The following is a 17,627-nucleotide window of genomic DNA, read 5'->3' on the forward strand; positions in this document are numbered from 1 at the left end:
TCATTGGCTGATCCGAGCGCTCTACGGCAGGCCTAACGGCCTGTTCGGGTAATTTTTGGATCCATTTTCGTGTCTAGAAATCCCGTGCGTTTCGCCAAAGCTTGAGTACAATCGTCAGCTTTTTCGGGCCCCCCTTGTCCCGCCGCTGGAACTCTCAATGCTGACCGGTAGTTACTCTTCTTCGCTGGTGCTGATCTCACTGTGCGTGGCCATCCTGGCCTCCTATACCGCCCTGGACCTTACCGGCCGCATCGCTACCGCTCGAGGCAGGGCGGTGCTCATCTGGATGGGCGGTGGGGCGTTGGCGATGGGGATCGGCGTCTGGTCGATGCACTTCATCGGCATGCTCGCCTTCAGCCTGCCGATCGATCTGGGCTATGACGTTGGCCTGACAGCATTCTCATTGTTGATCGCCGTGCTCTCCTCGGGGTTTGCCTTGTGGCTGGTGAGCCAACCGAGCCTGCCGTGGCTGCAACTGGCGTTTGGCGCGCTTATCATGGGCGCCGGCATCAGTTGCATGCATTACACCGGCATGGCAGCGCTGCGTATGTTACCCGGCATCGACTACGATCCGACGCTGTTCGGCGCCTCGCTGGCGATCGCAGTGGGCGCATCGGCGGCGGCACTGTGGATCGCTTTCCGGCTGCGCCAGCATACCCCTTACGTGCGCCAGATCCGAGGGCTGGCGGCTGTGCTGATGGGCATTGCCATCGTTGGCATGCATTACACCGGCATGGCCGCAGCCAACTTCCAGAAGGGCAGTTTCTGCGGCGCCCTGGCAGACGGGTTGCAGGGGGACGGGCTGGTCTATCTGGTGCTCATCACTACCTTGGCGGTGCTCGCAGTGGCGTTGCTGACCTCGGTACTCGATGCGCGCCTGGAGGCGCGCACAGCGGAGCTTGCGCGGTCGCTGACCCTCGCCAACCAGGAACTGACCCAGCTGGCGCTGCATGACACGCTGACTGGCCTGCCCAACCGCACGCTGCTTGCCGACCGTATCGAGCAGGCGATCGGCAAGGTGGCGGAGCAGGGCGGTTGCTTTGCGCTGATGTTCATCGACCTGGACGGCTTCAAGCCGGTCAATGATGCATTTGGTCATCATGTGGGTGACCTGCTGCTCAAGGCAGTGGCCGCACGCTTGCGCGGCCACTTGCACAGCCAGGATACGCTGGCACGCATTGGCGGCGATGAATTCGTGCTGCTGGTGGCACTGCAGGAGCCTGCAGATGCCATGGATGTGGCAGTCAAACAGGTGAACCTGATATCACGGGCGTTCCGCGTGGCCGAGCATGACTTGCAATTGACGGCGAGCGTGGGCATTGCCCTGTATCCGGGTAATGGGCAAGACCAGCTGGAGTTGCTGCGCAATGCGGATGCTGCCATGTATCACGCCAAGAGCGCCGGCAAGAATGGCTACAGCTTCTTCGACATTTCCATGAACAGCAATGCCCGCCAGCAGTTGCAACTGCTGCAGGACCTGCGCATGGCTTTGGAGCAACGCCAGTTCCGCCTGCACTACCAGCCTAAGTTCGCTGCGCGGGCTTGCCAGGCGATCGGCGCAGAGGCCCTGTTGCGCTGGCAGCACCCGCAGCACGGTCTGTTGCTGCCGGATCGTTTCATTGGCCTGGCGGAAAAAACCGGCCTGATCATCCCGATTGGCGAATGGGTACTGGACGAGGCGTGCCGGCAGATGCGCCAATGGCTTGACCAAGGGCATGAAAACTGGCGCATGGCAGTCAACCTGTCCGCGATCCAGTTTTGTCATGCCGGCCTGGTTGACAGCGTTGCCCGCGCCCTGCGTGACAATGACCTGCCAGCCAACAGCCTGACCCTCGAGATCACCGAAACCACTGCCATGCATGATGCCGATGCCAGCCTGGCGGTGCTGCAGCGGCTGTCCGACATGGGGGTGGACCTGTCCATCGACGACTTTGGTACCGGCTACTCGAGCCTGATGTACCTCAAACGCTTACCCGCCAACGAGCTGAAGATTGACCGCGGCTTTGTCCGCGACCTTGAGCAGGATAGCGACGACGCAGCCATTGTCTCGGCCATCGTGGCGTTGGGCCAGGCGTTGGGCTTGCGCATCGTTGCCGAAGGGGTGGAAACCGGCGGCCAGCAGGATTTCCTGACGCGCCTGGGCTGTGATTCGCTGCAGGGTTACCTGCTGGGGCAGCCGGTGCCGGCCGAGCAGTTCATGGGGACATTGCAGGTATTGCAGCAAACGCCGGAGGCGGTCGCCTAGCCGGCGTCACGCAGGGCGAAAACCGGTACGAAGGCATCCATTTCAGCTTCTACAGCCTCAATGATGCGTTCGACGTCGGCTGCCGCCATGATCGCCGTGCAGGGGATGCCGGCGATCGCCAGCAACGTTTCGCCCGTGGCACGGTCGAACAGGCGCGCGATCATGCTGCGTGGCGCATCCATGGTGGCCTCGAAGCCCAGAGGGTGGAAGTGCCAGCGCATCACCTGGCAGGCGTTGGGGAACGTCATCTTGTTCATGCCAGCCTCCTTGCCCTTCTGGGCGGGTGATGGGGGAGCCGCGCGCGGCCGCCGGGAAACTAAAGATAGCACCCCACGGCCCGTTGTTCTGCCGAAAGTACGCCAAATGCACTGACCCTTGACCCTCGTCACAAACAGCGGGTGTTCGCCGTTTGGCGGCAAATAGCCAAGCAAACGTTTTCGTTGGCAGGCGGTGCCAGAGGTGGCTAAGGGTTCTGCTACTTTTAACTCCATTCGGCGCACTTCGTTTTCGGACGAGCGGTGCGAGCTGGGCAGACAAGGAGACAGTCATGCGCTATTCGAGGCTCACTCAACGCATCGCCGGTGAAACCGCTGCTGCCTGGGACATCCACTATCAGGCGCAAGCCCTGCGTCGCGAAGGGCGCGAGATTTTCCTGCTGTCGGTGGGCGATCCTGACTTCGACACGCCGAAGGCCATCGTGGACGCTGCGGTCAGCAGCTTGCGGCGCGGCGACACTCACTACAGCGATGTGCGTGGCAGCCTGGCCCTGCGCCAGGCGATTGCACGCCGCACCGGCCCCGAGGTCAGTGTCGAGCAAGTGATGGTGCTCGCTGGTGCGCAATGTGCCCTATATGCCGTCTGCCAATGCCTGTTCGGGCCAGGGGACGAGGTGATCGTCGCTGAGCCCATGTATGTCACCTACCACGGTGTATTCGGCGCTTGCGGGGCTCGGCCGGTGCAGGTGGCCGTAAGCCCGGAGCAGGGCTTTCGGCTCGACCCGCGCGCCGTGGCGCAAGCGATAACCCCGCGTACCCGCGGGCTGCTGCTGAACACGCCGCACAACCCCACCGGCTGCGCCATCTCCCCGCAGGACATGCTGCAGCTTGCGCAGCTGTGTCGCGACCATGATCTGTGGCTGGTGTGCGATCAGGTCTACAGTGGCCTGCTGTACGACGGCGAAGCGGTTGCCCCTGCGCAACTGCCCGGCATGCGCGAGCGCTGCGTGATCATTGACAGCGTGTCCAAGTCGCACGCGATGAGCGGCTGGCGCGTGGGATGGGTGGTCGGCCCCCCGGCGCTGACCACCCACCTGACCAACCTGGCCATGACCATGTTGTTTGGCTTGCCAGAGTTTGTCATGCAGGGGGCTTGCGTGGCGTTGGAGCATGACTTGCTCGCGGTACAACAGATGCGCAAGGCCTACCGCGAGCGGCGCGACCTGGTGTGCAAGGCCTTGGCCGATTGCCCTGGGGTACGTGCCCACCGGCCGGCGGGGGGCATGTTCGTGATGCTTGATATCCGCGAAACCGGGCTGAGTGCCCAGGCCTTCGCCCAGCGGCTTTTGATAGAGGAGGGCGTTTCACTGCTGCCGGGCGATGCTTTCGGGCCCAGCGCGGCGGGGCATGTGCGCATGGGGCTGGTGCTGGCAGCCGAGCAACTGCAAATGGTGTGTGGCCGGATCGGCGCTTGCGCCCGGCGCATACTAGCCGAGCAGGCCGGCAGCGATATTGATGGTAAAGCCGAGGATTGCCGTGTTGAACACGAAGCCTACCAGTGAATGTGCCAGCACCACCCTGCGCATACCCCGGCTGGCTACGCCGATGTCGGAGGTTTGTACGGCGACGCTGATGGTGAACGAGAAGTAGTGGAAGTCCCAGTAGTCGGGGTTGCGTTCACCGTCGGCGAAACGCAACGCGGGTGCCTGCGGCGCGCTGTTGTAGAACAGCCGGGCATAGTGCAGCGTGAAGATACACCCGATGAGCAGCCAGGAGCCCGCCACGGTCAAACCGGTGTAGAGGTAGTGCAGGGCTTGGTCACTGCCCTGCAGACCGCGGCTTGAGACCAGTTGCAGGGTGACCGCCGCAAGGCTGGCGATGGCGGCAATGCACACGGTGAACAGCACCACCCCTGCGTTTTCGTCCTCGACCTGAGCCACCTCGCGAACCTTCTCGGGCGTTGCTCGCCAGGTCAGCCAAAGCACCAGCAGCAAATAAAGCCAGACCCCCAGGTTCCAGCCAGCGAGGATGCGTTGCACGATGTCGCTGGCAGGAATCAGCCACGCACCAAGGATGCCGATCAGCGCAGCGAAGCTCAGGCGGGGGTGGGTACGGGTCAGTCGGTGCAGTGCCATGGTGCCTCATCGACAGGGAGTCATGGCTACCACGATAGTCCATGGGATACCATTTCAGCTCATGCCAGTGTCCAAGCCCCTGAACTTCAAGGAAATGACGCAGGCCGCTTTACGCCTGGAGCGCTCGATGGCGCTCCGGGCTTCGCTACAGGATTCATGTTTTGTCCGACCTCTCGCAAAATCCACTCTTGCAGTACCTCGCCCGGTTGGCGCCCTCCAGCCAGCAAACCATGCGCTACATCCTGCAGGACGCTGCTGACCGGCTGGGCTTCGCTGACTGCAACCTCGTCGATATACCCTGGCACAAGCTTGAGCCAGGGCACGTGATCGGCCTGGTTGCAGCGCTGCGCACCGATGGCTATGCGCCCAATAGTTCGTCACTTTATGTCAATGCAATACGTGGCGTGATGAATGAAGCCTGGCGCCAGGGCCTGATCGATCATGAGCAGTTGCTGCGCATCCGTGAGGTCAAGCCGGCCACCGGTAGCCGCCTGCCGCCGGGGCGCAACCTTCGCCGTAGCCTGATCCGCGAGCTGATGGAGGTGTGCGACGCCGACCCGCGCCCGCAGGGCGTTCGTGATGCAGCGATCATTGCACTGCTGTATGGCACCGGCATGCGCAAGTCGGAGTCGGTGGATATCGACCTGGAACAAGTGGACTTCGAGGCACGCAGTCTGCAGGTGTTGGGCAAAGGCAACCGGCAACTGATCAAGTATGCGCCGCCCTGGGCCTTCGCAAAATTGCAGGCCTGGCTTGAACTGCGCCGGCAGTCGCTGCCAGCGGGCGCGTCGGACGATCCCTTCCTGTTCAATCGCATCCGCCGTGGCAACCACATTACCCGCGCGCGCATCACCAAGTATGCGATCTACTACATTGCCCGTCAGCGCGGGGCTCAGGTGGGGGTGAAGATCATGCCGCATGATTTTCGCCGGGCGTTCATCACCCGGGTGATCGAAGAGCACGACCTTTCGATTGCGCAGAAGCTGGCGCATCACGCCAACATCCAGACCACTGCCAGCTATGACCGGCGCGATGACAACGAGCGGCGGCGGGCGGTGGACCGGTTCGACTATTGAGCGCCCAGGCCACCCCTCAGGCCCGCACCGTGCCAGAGGGCACCGGCCTTGCCCTCGCGCGTCGGCAAGCCGGTGTCGTGGCAGGCGGTGCCGGCTAGTGGATGCTCGACGCCAGCTCGAAGATTGGCATGTACATCAGAATAACGATCACCCCGATAAGCAACCCGATGAAGGTCATCAGCAGCGGTTCGAACAGCTTCACGAACCACTCCACCCAGCGGCCTATCTCCTGGTCATGGAAATCTGCGCAGCGTTCAAGCATCTCGCCCAGATTGCCGGATTGCTCGCCCGCTCGCAGCAGGCGTAGCGACACAGGCGTGACCAACTGCCCGGCTTCCAGCGCTTGCGACAACGGCAGCCCTTCACCCACCCCGCAGCAGGCCCGCTCCAAACCTTGCGCTGCAGCGCTGCCCAACAGCCCACGGGCCATGCCCATGGCCGTCAGGATGGGTATGCCGCCTTGTAGCAGAATGCCCAGCGAGCGATAGAAGCGCGCCAATTCATACATCATCAGGCGCTGATGCAGGGCTGGCATTCGCCGAACCTGGCGTGACGTCCAACGCCGCAGCAGGGGGTTATTGCGCAGCAGCACCAGCGCGCCGATGCCACTTGCTGTGGCCACGGCCAGGGGCAGCTGCTGAGCATGCAGGAACAGGCCGATCTGCATCAGCATGCGCGAGAGCCAGGGCAGTTCGCTGCCCATGCCCTCGAACACCAGGCTGAAGCGTGGCACCACATAGCCGAGCAGGAACAGCACCACGCCACCGCCCACCAGTAGCAGCAGCAGCGGGTAGACCGAAGCCCCAACCAGTTTTTGCCGGACCAGATCCAGGCGCTGCCGGTATCCGATATAACGGTGCAGGGCGTCACCCAGCGCTCCGGTGCGCTCGCTGGACTGGACCAACGCCACGTACAACGGCGGGAATACCCGCGGCTGCTGGCCCAGAGCCTGGGACAGCGAGCGGCCTTCGTACAGCTGGCCAACCAGCGCCGCCAGCACTTTACGGCTTGCCGCGGTGGGGGCTTTTTCCGCAAGGCTTTCCAGGGCATCGATCAAGGGCAGGCCGGCATGTAGCAGCGTGGTCAGCTCCTGACTGAAGAGTAACAGGTCGAATGCGGCCTGGCGGCGCCATGGCAGGCGCCCCAGTACGCTACCCTGGCTGCGCACGCTGACCACCCGCAGCCCCTGGTCTTGCACCTTGCGCCGAGCCTGTTCGGCATCCTCGGCATCGATGTCCAATTGAACCACGCCCTCTCTACCCAGGGCCTTGAGGCTATAGCGCATGGCCTTGCTCCTCATTGCCAACTGGTAATTTCGGCGTTTTCACCGTCGCCACCGGGCTGGCCATCCTTGCCCATGGACAGCAAGTCATACTCGCCGCCGTTTTCGCCTGGCTGGCGGTAGATGTAGGCACGGCCCCACGGGTCCTGTGGGATCGCTTTCTGCAGGTAAGGGCCTGACCAGCGGGCCTCGCCACTGGGGGCGGCAACCAGCGCCTGCAGGCCCTGCTCACTGTTGGGGTAGTGGCCGACTTCCAGGCGATACAGGTCCAGGGCCTTGCCCAGCCCTTCGATCTGCGCCCGTGCCACCTTGGCCTCGGAACGGCCCAACTGGCTGAAGTATTTGGGCGCGACGATACCGGCCAACAAGCCGAGCACCACCAGCACTACCAGCAGTTCGAGCAGGGTGAAGCCACATTGGCGTTTGGGTTTGCGCTGCATGGTGAAGCCCTCCTGCATGGGGACATGCCCTTTCGGGTTTTCATGCGCCATGCAACAGCCGTGCACGTCTGCCTCGGGGCCTTGCGCCATGCGCCATGGCAAGCGGCACATTGCTTGCGTCGTAGCAGAAAAGCCCGGGTTTTCCGGGGTATTTCCCCCATATCGGGGGGCACGGCGGGGAGGCGACCGACATGCGTGGGATTATCCTGGGATTGATCTGGCTGGCAGGGGCCAGCGCACAGGCTGATGTGTACATTGCCATCGATGGCAAGGGCGGTTACGTGTTGACCAACGTCCACCGGCCCGGGCGCAACTATGAACGGGTGATTCGCGAACCCGTTGCTCAGGCTGGCCCGGCCAATGCGCAATTGATCACCGGGCGCCCCTACGCTGACTTGGTGGCGGCGGCGGCGCGCATGCACAACGTTCCACAGGCATTGCTGCATGCGTTGATCAAGGCCGAGTCAGGGTACAACCCGAAGGCCCGCTCGGCGGCCGGGGCAGTAGGGCTGATGCAGTTGATGCCGGGTACGGCGAAGGAGATGGGGGTCGAGGATGTGCTTGACCCGGAGGACAACGTGCAGGGCGGGGCCCGCTACCTCAAACGCATGCTGAACCTGTTCGACAACGACATCACCCTGGCCGTCGCCGCCTACAATGCTGGCCCGGATGCTGTGCGCAGACGTGGAGCGGTGCCGCCCTTCGCCGAAACCCGGCGGTATGTGCCCAATGTGCTGCGCGAATACCGCAAGTTACAGGGGCTGGCAGTGGATTCGCCGTTGTGATGGGCACCCCCTGGCAGGCAGCCTTGCATCGGCCTTGCGCAAATCAATGTCATGGATTCCCCAACTCTGGGCTATAACCTTTCAAAGGTGCTCAGCAGTGGTAGCCGCCATGGACATCGCCTCCCGTTCCGACCCACTCGAGTCACCCTCCAGCCCTGACGCCGGCACGCCGCGCAAGCCGTTCAACCTTCTGCGTTGGTATGCCTGGGTCAGCTTGGCCATCATCCTCTCGGTGGCCGCCGGTTTGGGGTTGATCTCCAGCCGTTTCATCATCCACGAAAGCGTCGAGCGTGACGCGCTGCTCACTGCACAGTTCATCACCTCGATCGCCGACGCTGAAGTGCGTCATGTGGCGATCCCCAATGTGCGCACCATGGGTGAGCTGCTGGACCCGCGTACAGACCTGGACCCATTGCCAGGCGTAGACCCCGTGGCGCGGCGCAGGGCCCGCGGCGAATTCCTCGACCACATCGCACACTTGCCAGACATGCTGCTGGCCAACATCTACGCCCCGGACCGCACCGTGATCTGGTCGAGCAATCCGGCGCTGACGGGCAAGCTGATTCAGGGCGATGAGGACCTGGATCGGGCGTTCGAGCATAAAATGCGGGTTTCGGCCAGTTACCACGGCTTCGAAGAGGCCCGCTCCGAACAAAAGTTCGTGACCCCGCCTGAGCAGTTGTTCATCGAGAACTACATTCCGCTGTTCGATGCAGAAGGCGAGCACGTGGTGGCGATGGTGGAGATATACAAGGAACCCCATGACCTGATCGTGCGCATCGAGCATGGCCTTGTGCTCATTTGGCTGGCCATCACGGTGGGCGCCGGGGTGGTCTACATCGGCCTGTACGGCATCATGCGCCGCGCCGCCCGGTTGATGGCGGTACAGCAGAAACGGCTGATCAGCAATGAAACCTACGTTGCGCTTGGCGAGGTGTCCTCGGCCGTGGCCCACAGCCTTCGCAACCCGCTGGCCAGCATCCGCTCCAGCGCCGAGCTGGCTCAGGTGTTCGACGAGGGGCCGGCGCAGCGCAACATCAACGAGATCATCAGCCAGGTCGACCGCATGTCCCAGTGGATCCGCCAGTTGCTGCAGTCGCTGCGACCGCTGGATGACAAGGCCATACCGGTGGACCTGCCGGAAGTTTTGCAGGACAGCTTGCAGACCTTTGCCATACCGCTGGCACGCAGTGGCGTGACCCTGGACTTGAAGCCGCTTCCGGCAGTACAGGTGCTGGGGCAGCCGGAATTGCTCGGGCAGATTTTCAACAGCCTGATCGCCAATGCTCTGGAGTCGATGGAGCAGGGCGGACGGCTGCGTATCGAGGTGGTGAAGCAGGACAGGCGCAGCGTTACCCTGCGCCTGGCCGACACCGGAAAAGGCATGAATGATAAGCAGCAGCGCATGGCGTTCAAGCCCTTCTTCTCAACCAAACGAGGCGGGCTCGGGGTTGGGTTGGTACTGGTCAGACGGATCATGGAGCGGTTCGGTGGGTCGGTTCGATTGACTAGCCGCGAAGGCCTTGGCACTCAGGTTTCACTTCATTTTCGGCTTGCCAAGACCTAATAAATCACATGATTAACTTAAGGTAAGCCCATGATCTATAAGTTATTTATGTCTTTATGGGTAAGATGACCCAAAAGTGGGGGCTCAGTCTAGAAACCAAATTAAATGCCGTTCCTAAGTGGCTGATTGCTAAGGTTTTATATTTATTTTTTGCCCGTGGCTGATTTTTTGCAGCAAGACCTACGCGATAAATGGCGGCTGCAGCAGGTGTGGCGAAGTGATATCAATTAGCTACGCACGGTAGAGATGCTGGTGACAGCCTTCTGAACGGAATCCTTGCTCGGGAACGACGCGATGCAGACGCTGGAAACCGATGTTCCCGACAAAACCGTCGCCCAGCCCGGCAGTGGCCTGGGTGCGCCGCTTCGAGAATTCAATCTGCTGCGCTGGTTTTCCGTGATCAGCTTGCTGATCATCACCTCGGTAGCAGTTGGCCTGGGCTATGTATCGACCCGCTTCGTGGTCCGCGATAGCGTGGAGCGAGATGCCATGCTCACCGCCCAGTTCATCCAGGCCATGGCCCAGGCCGAAGTGCGCCATTCGCAATTGCCACCCGGCACCACCCTGGGTGAGCTGCTCGATCCGCGCCTGGACCAGCAGCATCTGCAGGTCAGCCCGCAGCTGGCCATGGCGACCCGGGTCGAGTTTCTCGATCATGTCGAGCACCTTCCGGATACGCTGCTGGCCAATGTCTATGCCCGTGACCGCACAATCGTCTGGTCCACCAACCCTGAACTGGTGGGCAAGCGCATCGAGGCTGATGGCGACCTGGACCACGCCTTCCGCTCGCGCAAGGCGGTCTCTGCCAGCTACCACAAAGTCGAAGAGCATCGCGAGGAGCAGAAGTTCGAGCGTGAGCCCAACTACCTGTTCATCGAAAACTACATCCCCTTGTTCGACAGCCAGGGTCAGCAGGTGCTGTCTATGGTCGAGATCTACAAAGAGCCACAGGACCTGATTCGACGGATTCAGCGCGGTTATGTGCTGATCTGGGCCTCGACTCTGGTGGGCGGGGCCTTGATCTACTTTGGCCTGTTCTGGATCGTGCGTCGCGCAGCCTCAATGCTGCATCAGCAACAGGATCGGCTGGTGGCGAGTGAAACCTATGTGGCCCTTGGCGAAATGTCCTCGGCGGTGGCCCACAGCCTGCGCAACCCATTGGCCAATATCCGCTCCAGTGCCGAGCTGGCCCAGGAAATCGCCAATCCGCAGGCGCAGCAGAACATCGTCGACATCATCAGCCAGGTGGATCGCATGTCGCGCTGGGTGCGCGAGCTGCTGGTGTCATTGCGTCCGACCAGCGATATGCCCGAGGCCGTGGACCTGGTAGCCGCCATCAAGGATACCCGCCTGGCGTTCGCCCAGCAGATCGAGCGTAACGGCATCCACTTTTCCTTCGACGGGCCCCAGGCACAGTGGGTGGCCAGCCAGCCTCTGCAATTGACGCAGATCCTCAACAGTTTGTTTTCCAATGCCATCGAAGCCATGCCAATGGGCGGCGAGTTGCGGGCCAGCGTCAGCACCCAGGACGGGCGGCGCGCAGCGTTGCTGCTCAGTGACACGGGCAAGGGCATGACCAAGCAGCAGCAACGCATGGTCTTCAAACCGTTTTTCACCACCAAGCAGGGCGGCCTCGGTGTAGGCCTGGCACTGGTTCAGCGCATCATGGAGCGTTTTGGCGGCTCGGTCAGCCTGAGCAGCCGTGAAGAGGAAGGAACCCGCGTCAGCCTCACTTTCAATATCGCAGCGGGAGGGGAACATGGAGCACAGCATCCTGGTAGTCGAGGATGATGAAATCCTTGCCAACAACATTCGCACCTATTTGAACCTGAAGGGTTTCGAGGTGACGGTGTGTAACAGTGCGGAGCTCGCGCTGGAGCAGCTCAAGCGGTTTCAGCCCGACGCGGTACTCACCGACAACTCGCTGCCCGGTATGAATGGGCATGACCTGCTGCGCACGCTGGTGGCGCAGATGCCGGAGCTCAAGGTCATCATGATGACGGGCTACGGTAACGTCGAGGACGCCGTGCAGGCGATGAAAGAGGGGGCGTTCCATTACCTGACCAAGCCTGTGGTGCTCGCCGAGCTCAAGCTGACGCTGGAAAAGGCCTTGGCCACCGAGCGGATGGAGCGCACGCTGTCGTTCTACCAGGAGCGCGAGGCGCAGAAGTCCGGCCTGCAGGCGCTGATTGGCGACTCGCCGGTGATGCTCACCCTCAAGCACACGCTGCGCCAGGTGCTCGATGCGGAACGGCGCATGGCTAATGACGACCTGCCGCCGGTGCTGGTCGAAGGCGAGACGGGTACCGGTAAGGAACTGGTGGCGCGTGCCCTGCATTTCGATGGCTCACGCAGCAAGGGCCCGTTCATCGAATTCAACTGTGCCTCGATCCCGGCCAACCTGCTTGAGGCGGAGTTGTTCGGGCATGAGAAGGGCGCCTTCACTGACGCCAAGGAACGTCGCGTAGGGCTGGTGGAGGCCGCAGACGGCGGCACGCTGTTTCTCGATGAGATCGGCGAGATGGACCTGGTGCTACAGGCCAAGCTGCTGAAACTGCTGGAGGATCGCAGCATTCGCCGCATAGGTGCGGTCAAGGAACGCAAGGTTGACCTGCGGGTGATCAGCGCCACCAACTGCAACCTCGAACAGATGGTGCAGCAGGGCAAGTTTCGCCGGGACCTGTTCTTCCGGCTGCGCATCATCGCCCTGAAAGTACCGCGGCTGCACGCGCGGGGGCAGGACATCCTGCTGTTGGCACGGCATTTCCTGGCCCATCACGGCCGTCGTTACGGCAAACCCAATCTGCGCTTCAGCCCCGAGGCGGAGAACTTGATGCTCGGTTACAGCTGGCCGGGCAACGTGCGCGAGCTGCGCAACATGCTGGAACAGACGGTGTTGTTGGCACCTAATGAAGTGGTGCAGGCGCACCAGTTGAATCTGTGCCTGAGCTTGGTCGATGAGCCACTCACGCAGCCGACGGCCACGGTATACGAGATGCCGCGCCATGAGCCTGAGCCTGGAACCAGCTTGCCGGACATGGAACGGGATTTGGTGTGCAGGACGCTGGACCGCACCGATTGGAACGTGACCAAATCGGCGCGGTTGCTGGGGCTGTCGCGGGACATGCTGCGTTACAAGATCGAAAAACTGGGGCTGACACGGCCTGAAAAGCGCCAGTGGTAGGGGATCTGGAGCGGCGGTCGTGGGTTGCCGATTCCGCCCTCGTCGCGGGAACCCCGCGACGACAGCGATACTGATCAGCGCTGACCGCCGTCCGATCCATTGCTACCTTGGCCACCTGTGCCTTCCGACCCAGTGCCCTCCATACCAGGCAAATCGCGGTTTTCATCCTGCATGGCAGGCGGGCTTTCAGGGTCGCTGCCCTGTATTCGCGGATCGGTATCGCGCGGCACGGGGTTCTCGATCGGGTGAAGGGTGCTGTCCACGCCCGGCTGGGGTGCCGGGGTGTGCGGATCATCAGGATGGGTCGGCCCGGCGCCGACCGCCAGGGCCAGGGGGGAGGCGAGCAGGGCAGCGAGTAACAGGCTAGTGCGCATCATGGGCAGGCTCCTTTGCGAAGGTAGGGCACGTACTTCTGTTGGGCCCTACACAAAACGCCAAGGTGCCATTGCCCCGATAAGCGGTCACACCACCGTTGAAAGCATCATGATGAAGATGATGCCGACCACCGACAGGATGGTCTCCATCATGCTCCAGGTCTTGAAGGTCTCAGCCACGGTCATGTTGAAGTACTGTTTGACCAGCCAGAAGCCTGCGTCGTTGACATGGGACAGAATGAGCGAACCGGCACCGGTGGCCAGCACCAGCAGTTCACGGTTGACGCCGGGCACCAGGTCGATGACCGGGGCAACGATGCCTGCGCCGGTGATGGTGGCGACCGTCGCCGACCCGGTGGCGATACGGATGACCGCAGCAACCAGCCATGCCAGCATGATCGGCGAAATTTCTGCCTGTACCGCCATCTGGCCGATCACATTGCCGACACCGGTATCGACCAGCATCTGCTTGAAACCGCCGCCTGCACCGACGATCAGCACGATGGCAGCTGTGGGCGCCAGGCTCTGGTCGAGCATCTTCATGATCTGCTGGCGGTTGAAGCCGCGGGCCGAGCCGAAGGTGTAGAAGGCCAGCAGCAGCGCAGCGAGCAGGGCGGTGATCGGGTGACCGATCAGGTCCATCCACTGGCGCACGATGTGCTCGGCCGGCAGCACGACGTCAGCGAACGTCTTGAGCAGCATCAGCACAACCGGCAGCAGCACGGTGATCAGGGTGACGCTGAAGCTCGGCAGGTTACCCTGGTCCGACTCCTTGGCGATCTGATCCATCAGTTCCTGTGACGGATTGCCGGGGATGTAGCGGGAGATGAAGTTGCCGTACAGCGGGCCGGCGATGATCGCCGTGGGCAGTGCTACCAACAAGCCATAGAAGATGGTCTTGCCGATGTCGGCGTTGAAAATGCCGATCGCCAACAGTGGGCCCGGGTGCGGCGGCACCAGGCCGTGCACCACTGAAAGCCCGGCCAGCAACGGGATGCCGATCTTGATCAGCGATACACCGGAGCGCCTGGCAACGATGAACACCAAGGGAATCAGCAGCACGAAGCCGATTTCGAAGAACAGCGGGATGCCGACCAGGAATGCGGCAAACATCATGGCCCAATGCACGTTCTTCTTGCCGAAGGCGCGAATGAGGGTTTGTGCGATCTGGTCGGCGCCACCGGAGTCGGCCATCAGCTTGCCGAGCATGGTGCCCAAGGCGAGGACGATGCCGACAAAGCCCAGTACGCCACCGAACCCGTCCTGGAACGACTTCATGACCTTGGCCACCGGCATACCGGAGGTCAGGCCGAGGAAGCCGGCGGCGATAGTCAGGGCGACGAAGGGGTGGACTTTGAAATGGGTGATCAGCAGGATCAGCCCGACGATGGTTACCAGGGCGTCGAGCAGCAGGAAGGTATCTGTAGCCAGTCCGAACATGGTTTTAATGCCTCGGTCTTATCGTTGTTTTGGCGTTGCTTGAATTTGAACGCTCGACGCTTTCAGGCGTCGGGACAGCGCTGTCTTTGGTGAGCCGGGAAAACCGCCAGGTTCAAGCGGTCCGCGCCAGGTCCCGCTCACCGCAGGGCTTTAGCCAAGTGTCTACCGTCTCGGCCAGCGCATCGATTGGCTGCGTGGCATCGAGGGGAAGGGTCAGAGGCTCGCCATGGGGGGGCTCAAGGGCAGCGAACTGGCTATCGATCAGGCTCGCCGGCATGAAATGGCCGGGGCGAGCGAGCACGCGTTTCTCGGCTTCTGCAGGGGTGAGTTCAAGAAACACGAAGACCAGCTCCGGCATGGCCTGGCGCAAGGTGTCGCGGTAACGGCGCTTGAGTGCCGAGCAGGTCAGGATCGGACGTTCGCCCGCCTGGACCGTGGCTTGCAACTCTTGGCCCAGGCGCACCAGCCAACCGGCGCGGTCGTCGTCGTTCAATGGCGTGCCCGCGCTCATCTTGCGGATGTTTTCGGCAGGATGGAACGCGTCGCCTTCGATCAGGCGGCCGCCACTTCTGGCGGCAATGGCAGCGCCGACGCAGCTTTTGCCGCAACCGGCCACGCCCATCACCACGATGGCGGACAGGGGAGAATTCATCAGTACCTCCTGCGGGGTGAGATAGCGCTGTCTCGTTGATGACGAAACACTAGCTCCCCGATGTTGTTGATCTTGTCGTTACGCAGTATGGACGCTTGGCAGAAGGCGTGTAGTGGCCACCACCAAAGATTACATTGCCTGCGTCCTGAGACAGCGCTACCTTAGTGGCCGTTCCCCTCCCTTGCAAGTAGTAAAATTACAACACTCATGTCGCGATCAGGCTCCCGCACTACCGGTCGACCCACTCTGGCAGAAGTGGCCAGGCTTTCCGGGGTTTCCCCTATCACAGCTTCCCGCGCCTTGCGCGGTGTCAGCACCGTGGCTCCGGCTTTGGTGGAAAAAGTGGTGGCCGCGGCAGCGAGCCTGGGCTACATCGCCAACCCCGCTGCCCGGGCGTTGGCTTCTGCACGCAGCCAGTCGGTGGTCGTGCTCATTCCGTCGCTGTCCAACCAGCTGTTCATCGACACGCTGGAGGCCATTCACGAAGTGATGCGCCCTCGCGGGCTCGAGGTGCTGATCGGCAACTATCACTACGATATCGACGAAGAAGAAAACCTGATTCGCAATTACCTGGCGTACCAGCCATGCGGCATCCTGCTCACCGGTTTCGAGCGTAGCGAGGCTTCCCGGCAGATGTTGGCTGCCAGCGGCGTGCCTTGCGTACACATGATGGAGCTGGGGGGGCCGCCAGGCATGTTATCGGTAGGGTTCTCACAGCAGCAGGCTGGCCGGGCTGCAGCCAGGCACCTGCTCGAGCGGGGCCGGCGGCGCCTGGCATTCATCGCCGCGCAACTTGACCCACGGGTGATGCAGCGTGCCGAAGGGTTCCGCCAGGCGCTGACTGAAGCCGGCGTGCACGCAACGGAACTGGAGGTGCTGTCGCCGCAGCCTTCCTCCATTGCGCTGGGCAGCGAACTGTTCAGCCAGTTGCTGGCGCAGGCACCGGATGTGGATGGCATTTTCTTCTGCAACGACGACCTCGCCCAAGGGGCTGTGCTGCAGGCCTTGCGCCAGGGTATCGACGTTCCAGGGAGCGTCGCCATGGTTGGGTTCAATGACCTGCCGGCCTCGGCGCACATGGTCCCGCGCCTGACCTCCATTCGCACACCGCGGGCCGCCGTTGGTCGGGGCGCGGCACAGGCACTGCTGGCGTTGCTCGATGGTAAGCGGGTAGTTACCGAGCAACAGGACCTGGGGTTTGAACTGATGGTGCGGGAAAGTTCCTGAGCGGGCGAGCGACGGTCGTACATGGGCTGAACGAATACACTAATCACTAAGTGATAGCAGTCTGCTTGCACGTGTTGGACGCCGATCTATGCTCAGAAAACCCTGCGCATAAAGGAACCCGGCGCCATGTTCGATTTCCATCACAAGTCAGATTTGCTCGAGATTCAGCGCTCTCACCAGGCTTTGGCACAAGCTCAGGCAAAACTCGCGGCGATCAGCCGCTCAATGGCGATGATCGAGTTTGGCCCCGATGGCACCATTCTCGATGCCAATGCCCAGTTCTGCCTGGCAATGGGTTACAGCGTCGACGAGTTGCGCGGCAAGCACCACCGCTTGTTCTGCGACCCTGACTACAGCAAAAGTGCCGAATACCAGCAGCTGTGGCGCGAGTTGGGCGAGGGCAAGCCCATCAGCGGCACCTTCGAGCGTATCGACAAGGCCGGCCGTGAAGTCTGGCTGGAGGCCAGCTACATGCCGGTGCTCGATGAGCGTCAGCAGGTGGTCAGTGTGATCAAGGTGGCTTCCGATATCAGCCAGCGTATAAAGGATGAACACGAGAGCGAAAGCCTGCTCAAGGCCATCGGTCGGTCCATGGCGGTGGTGGAATTCACGCCGCAGGGCCGGGTGATCAAGGCTAACGAGAATTTCCTGACGACGATGGGCTACCGCCTGGAAGAGGTGGTGGGGCGCCATCACGGTCTGTTCTGCCTGGCGCATGAACGGGAATCCTCCGCCTACCGCGACTTCTGGGCGTCGCTGAACCGTGGTGAGTATCACTCCCATCGTTTCGAGCGGGTCAACAAGCAGGGCCAGACGGTGTACCTGGAGGCCTCATACAACCCGATCTTCGACAGCAAAGGGCGGTTGTACAAGGTGGTCAAGTTCGCCAGCGACATCACCGCGCAGGTCAGCAGCCAGCAAAGCGCGGCTGAGGCGGCTCATGCCAGTTCCGTGCAGACTGACGCGTGTGCACGCAAGGGTACCGAGGTGGTACAGCAAACCGTG

At 62.0% G+C, this 17,627-nt stretch carries 15 protein-coding genes and 1 pseudogene; 9 read left to right on the forward strand and 7 right to left on the reverse strand.

Annotated features, from left to right (window positions below):
* Positions 1 to 157: 157 nt before the first annotated feature.
* A complete protein-coding gene (locus tag ACIPZC_RS20000) occupies positions 158 to 2,245 on the forward strand; it encodes a putative bifunctional diguanylate cyclase/phosphodiesterase (RefSeq protein WP_400629029.1) in 2,088 nt (695 codons plus the stop codon).
* On the opposite strand, the gene ACIPZC_RS20005 is transcribed toward ACIPZC_RS20000, so the two are convergent.
* Positions 2,242 to 2,502 carry a DUF1652 domain-containing protein gene (locus tag ACIPZC_RS20005; RefSeq protein ID WP_241803557.1) on the reverse strand — a complete coding sequence of 87 codons (261 nt, stop codon included), beginning with the start codon at positions 2,500 to 2,502 and terminating at the stop codon, positions 2,242 to 2,244. The genes ACIPZC_RS20000 and ACIPZC_RS20005 overlap by 4 nt on opposite strands.
* 290 nt (positions 2,503 to 2,792) lie before the next feature.
* On the opposite strand from ACIPZC_RS20005, the gene ACIPZC_RS20010 reads away from it, so the two are divergent.
* A complete protein-coding gene (locus tag ACIPZC_RS20010; protein ID WP_400629031.1) occupies positions 2,793 to 4,022 on the forward strand; it encodes a pyridoxal phosphate-dependent aminotransferase in 1,230 nt (409 codons plus the stop codon).
* On the opposite strand, the gene ACIPZC_RS20015 is transcribed toward ACIPZC_RS20010, so the two are convergent.
* Positions 3,948 to 4,595 carry a DUF1345 domain-containing protein gene (locus ACIPZC_RS20015; protein ID WP_349975618.1) on the reverse strand — a complete coding sequence of 216 codons (648 nt, stop codon included), beginning with the start codon at positions 4,593 to 4,595 and terminating at the stop codon, positions 3,948 to 3,950. The two genes, ACIPZC_RS20010 and ACIPZC_RS20015, sit on opposite strands and share 75 nt — an antisense overlap.
* Positions 4,596 to 4,756: 161 nt before the next feature.
* Here ACIPZC_RS20015 and xerC point away from each other — a divergent pair, with 161 nt between their 5' ends.
* Positions 4,757 to 5,671 (forward strand): tyrosine recombinase XerC, encoded by a 915-nt coding sequence (xerC, locus tag ACIPZC_RS20020; protein WP_400629034.1) that lies wholly within the window; start codon positions 4,757 to 4,759, stop codon positions 5,669 to 5,671.
* Positions 5,672 to 5,765: 94 nt separating this feature from the next.
* On the opposite strand, the gene ACIPZC_RS20025 is transcribed toward xerC, so the two are convergent.
* Together ACIPZC_RS20025 and gspG are read right to left on the reverse strand one after the other, a co-directional pair.
* The gene (locus tag ACIPZC_RS20025) at positions 5,766 to 6,956 is read right to left on the reverse strand and encodes a type II secretion system F family protein (RefSeq protein ID WP_400629036.1); all 1,191 of its coding nucleotides are present in this window, start codon (positions 6,954 to 6,956) and stop codon (positions 5,766 to 5,768) included.
* Between the two features lie 11 nt (positions 6,957 to 6,967).
* Positions 6,968 to 7,393, reverse strand: a complete 426-nt coding sequence (gene gspG / locus ACIPZC_RS20030) for a type II secretion system major pseudopilin GspG (protein WP_267816193.1) — start codon at positions 7,391 to 7,393, stop codon at positions 6,968 to 6,970.
* Positions 7,394 to 7,584: 191 nt separating this feature from the next.
* On the opposite strand from gspG, the gene ACIPZC_RS20035 reads away from it, so the two are divergent.
* The 4 genes from ACIPZC_RS20035 to ACIPZC_RS20050 all read left to right on the forward strand — a co-directional run bounded on the left by ACIPZC_RS20035 (position 7,585) and on the right by ACIPZC_RS20050 (position 12,929).
* Positions 7,585 to 8,178, forward strand: coding sequence for a lytic transglycosylase domain-containing protein (locus tag ACIPZC_RS20035; RefSeq protein WP_241803552.1), 594 nt, complete (start codon positions 7,585 to 7,587; stop codon positions 8,176 to 8,178).
* Positions 8,179 to 8,287: 109 nt separating this feature from the next.
* Positions 8,288 to 9,745 (forward strand): sensor histidine kinase, encoded by a 1,458-nt coding sequence (locus tag ACIPZC_RS20040; protein WP_400629038.1) that lies wholly within the window; start codon positions 8,288 to 8,290, stop codon positions 9,743 to 9,745.
* 294 nt (positions 9,746 to 10,039) lie between these two features.
* On the forward strand, positions 10,040 to 11,536 hold the full coding sequence (locus tag ACIPZC_RS20045; protein WP_400629040.1) for a sensor histidine kinase: 1,497 nt from the start codon (positions 10,040 to 10,042) through the stop codon (positions 11,534 to 11,536).
* Positions 11,505 to 12,929: a sigma-54 dependent transcriptional regulator gene (locus tag ACIPZC_RS20050; RefSeq protein ID WP_241803549.1), complete on the forward strand. Its 1,425-nt coding sequence runs from the start codon at positions 11,505 to 11,507 to the stop codon at positions 12,927 to 12,929. The genes ACIPZC_RS20045 and ACIPZC_RS20050 overlap by 32 nt, the downstream gene beginning before the upstream one ends.
* 74 nt (positions 12,930 to 13,003) lie before the next feature.
* Here the strand turns inward: ACIPZC_RS20050 and ACIPZC_RS20055 are convergent, their stop codons facing one another.
* From ACIPZC_RS20055 to ACIPZC_RS20065, 3 genes are all read right to left on the reverse strand, one after another.
* Entirely contained in the window at positions 13,004 to 13,306 is a 303-nt protein-coding gene (locus ACIPZC_RS20055) for a hypothetical protein (protein ID WP_400629042.1), read from the reverse strand.
* Positions 13,307 to 13,390: 84 nt separating this feature from the next.
* A complete protein-coding gene (locus tag ACIPZC_RS20060; protein ID WP_241803547.1) occupies positions 13,391 to 14,743 on the reverse strand; it encodes a GntP family permease in 1,353 nt (450 codons plus the stop codon).
* Positions 14,744 to 14,855: 112 nt separating this feature from the next.
* The gene (locus ACIPZC_RS20065) at positions 14,856 to 15,395 is read right to left on the reverse strand and encodes a gluconokinase (RefSeq protein WP_241803546.1); all 540 of its coding nucleotides are present in this window, start codon (positions 15,393 to 15,395) and stop codon (positions 14,856 to 14,858) included.
* Positions 15,396 to 15,602: 207 nt separating this feature from the next.
* Between ACIPZC_RS20065 and ACIPZC_RS20070 the strand changes: the two genes are divergently transcribed.
* Together ACIPZC_RS20070 and ACIPZC_RS20075 are read left to right on the forward strand one after the other, a co-directional pair.
* Positions 15,603 to 16,622, forward strand: a complete 1,020-nt coding sequence (locus ACIPZC_RS20070; RefSeq protein WP_400629044.1) for a LacI family DNA-binding transcriptional regulator — start codon at positions 15,603 to 15,605, stop codon at positions 16,620 to 16,622.
* A 126-nt stretch (positions 16,623 to 16,748) separates the two neighbouring features.
* Positions 16,749 to 17,531: pseudogene (locus ACIPZC_RS20075) on the forward strand (PAS domain-containing protein); the annotation flags it as partial.
* Between the last annotated feature and the right edge of the window lie 96 nt (positions 17,532 to 17,627).

The sequence above is a fragment of the Pseudomonas sp. NPDC089743 genome, assembly GCF_044748785.1.
GTDB lineage: Bacteria > Pseudomonadota > Gammaproteobacteria > Pseudomonadales > Pseudomonadaceae > Aquipseudomonas > Aquipseudomonas putida_X.

Excerpts from the sequence above, each read along its gene's own strand:
- ACIPZC_RS20005 (WP_241803557.1), bottom strand. The coding sequence starts at position 2,502 with ATGAACAAGATGACGTTCCCCAACGCCTGCCAGGTGATGCGCTGGCAC.
- ACIPZC_RS20070 (WP_400629044.1), top strand. The coding sequence starts at position 15,603 with ATGTCGCGATCAGGCTCCCGCACTACCGGTCGACCCACTCTGGCAGAA.
- ACIPZC_RS20000 (WP_400629029.1), top strand. The coding sequence starts at position 158 with ATGCTGACCGGTAGTTACTCTTCTTCGCTGGTGCTGATCTCACTGTGC.
- gspG (WP_267816193.1), bottom strand. The coding sequence starts at position 7,393 with ATGCAGCGCAAACCCAAACGCCAATGTGGCTTCACCCTGCTCGAACTG.
- ACIPZC_RS20065 (WP_241803546.1), bottom strand. The coding sequence starts at position 15,395 with ATGAATTCTCCCCTGTCCGCCATCGTGGTGATGGGCGTGGCCGGTTGC.
- ACIPZC_RS20040 (WP_400629038.1), top strand. The coding sequence starts at position 8,288 with ATGGACATCGCCTCCCGTTCCGACCCACTCGAGTCACCCTCCAGCCCT.
- ACIPZC_RS20055 (WP_400629042.1), bottom strand. The coding sequence starts at position 13,306 with ATGATGCGCACTAGCCTGTTACTCGCTGCCCTGCTCGCCTCCCCCCTG.
- ACIPZC_RS20025 (WP_400629036.1), bottom strand. The coding sequence starts at position 6,956 with ATGCGCTATAGCCTCAAGGCCCTGGGTAGAGAGGGCGTGGTTCAATTG.
- ACIPZC_RS20050 (WP_241803549.1), top strand. The coding sequence starts at position 11,505 with ATGGAGCACAGCATCCTGGTAGTCGAGGATGATGAAATCCTTGCCAAC.
- ACIPZC_RS20035 (WP_241803552.1), top strand. The coding sequence starts at position 7,585 with ATGCGTGGGATTATCCTGGGATTGATCTGGCTGGCAGGGGCCAGCGCA.
- ACIPZC_RS20045 (WP_400629040.1), top strand. The coding sequence starts at position 10,040 with ATGCAGACGCTGGAAACCGATGTTCCCGACAAAACCGTCGCCCAGCCC.
- ACIPZC_RS20010 (WP_400629031.1), top strand. The coding sequence starts at position 2,793 with ATGCGCTATTCGAGGCTCACTCAACGCATCGCCGGTGAAACCGCTGCT.
- ACIPZC_RS20060 (WP_241803547.1), bottom strand. The coding sequence starts at position 14,743 with ATGTTCGGACTGGCTACAGATACCTTCCTGCTGCTCGACGCCCTGGTA.
- ACIPZC_RS20015 (WP_349975618.1), bottom strand. The coding sequence starts at position 4,595 with ATGGCACTGCACCGACTGACCCGTACCCACCCCCGCCTGAGCTTCGCT.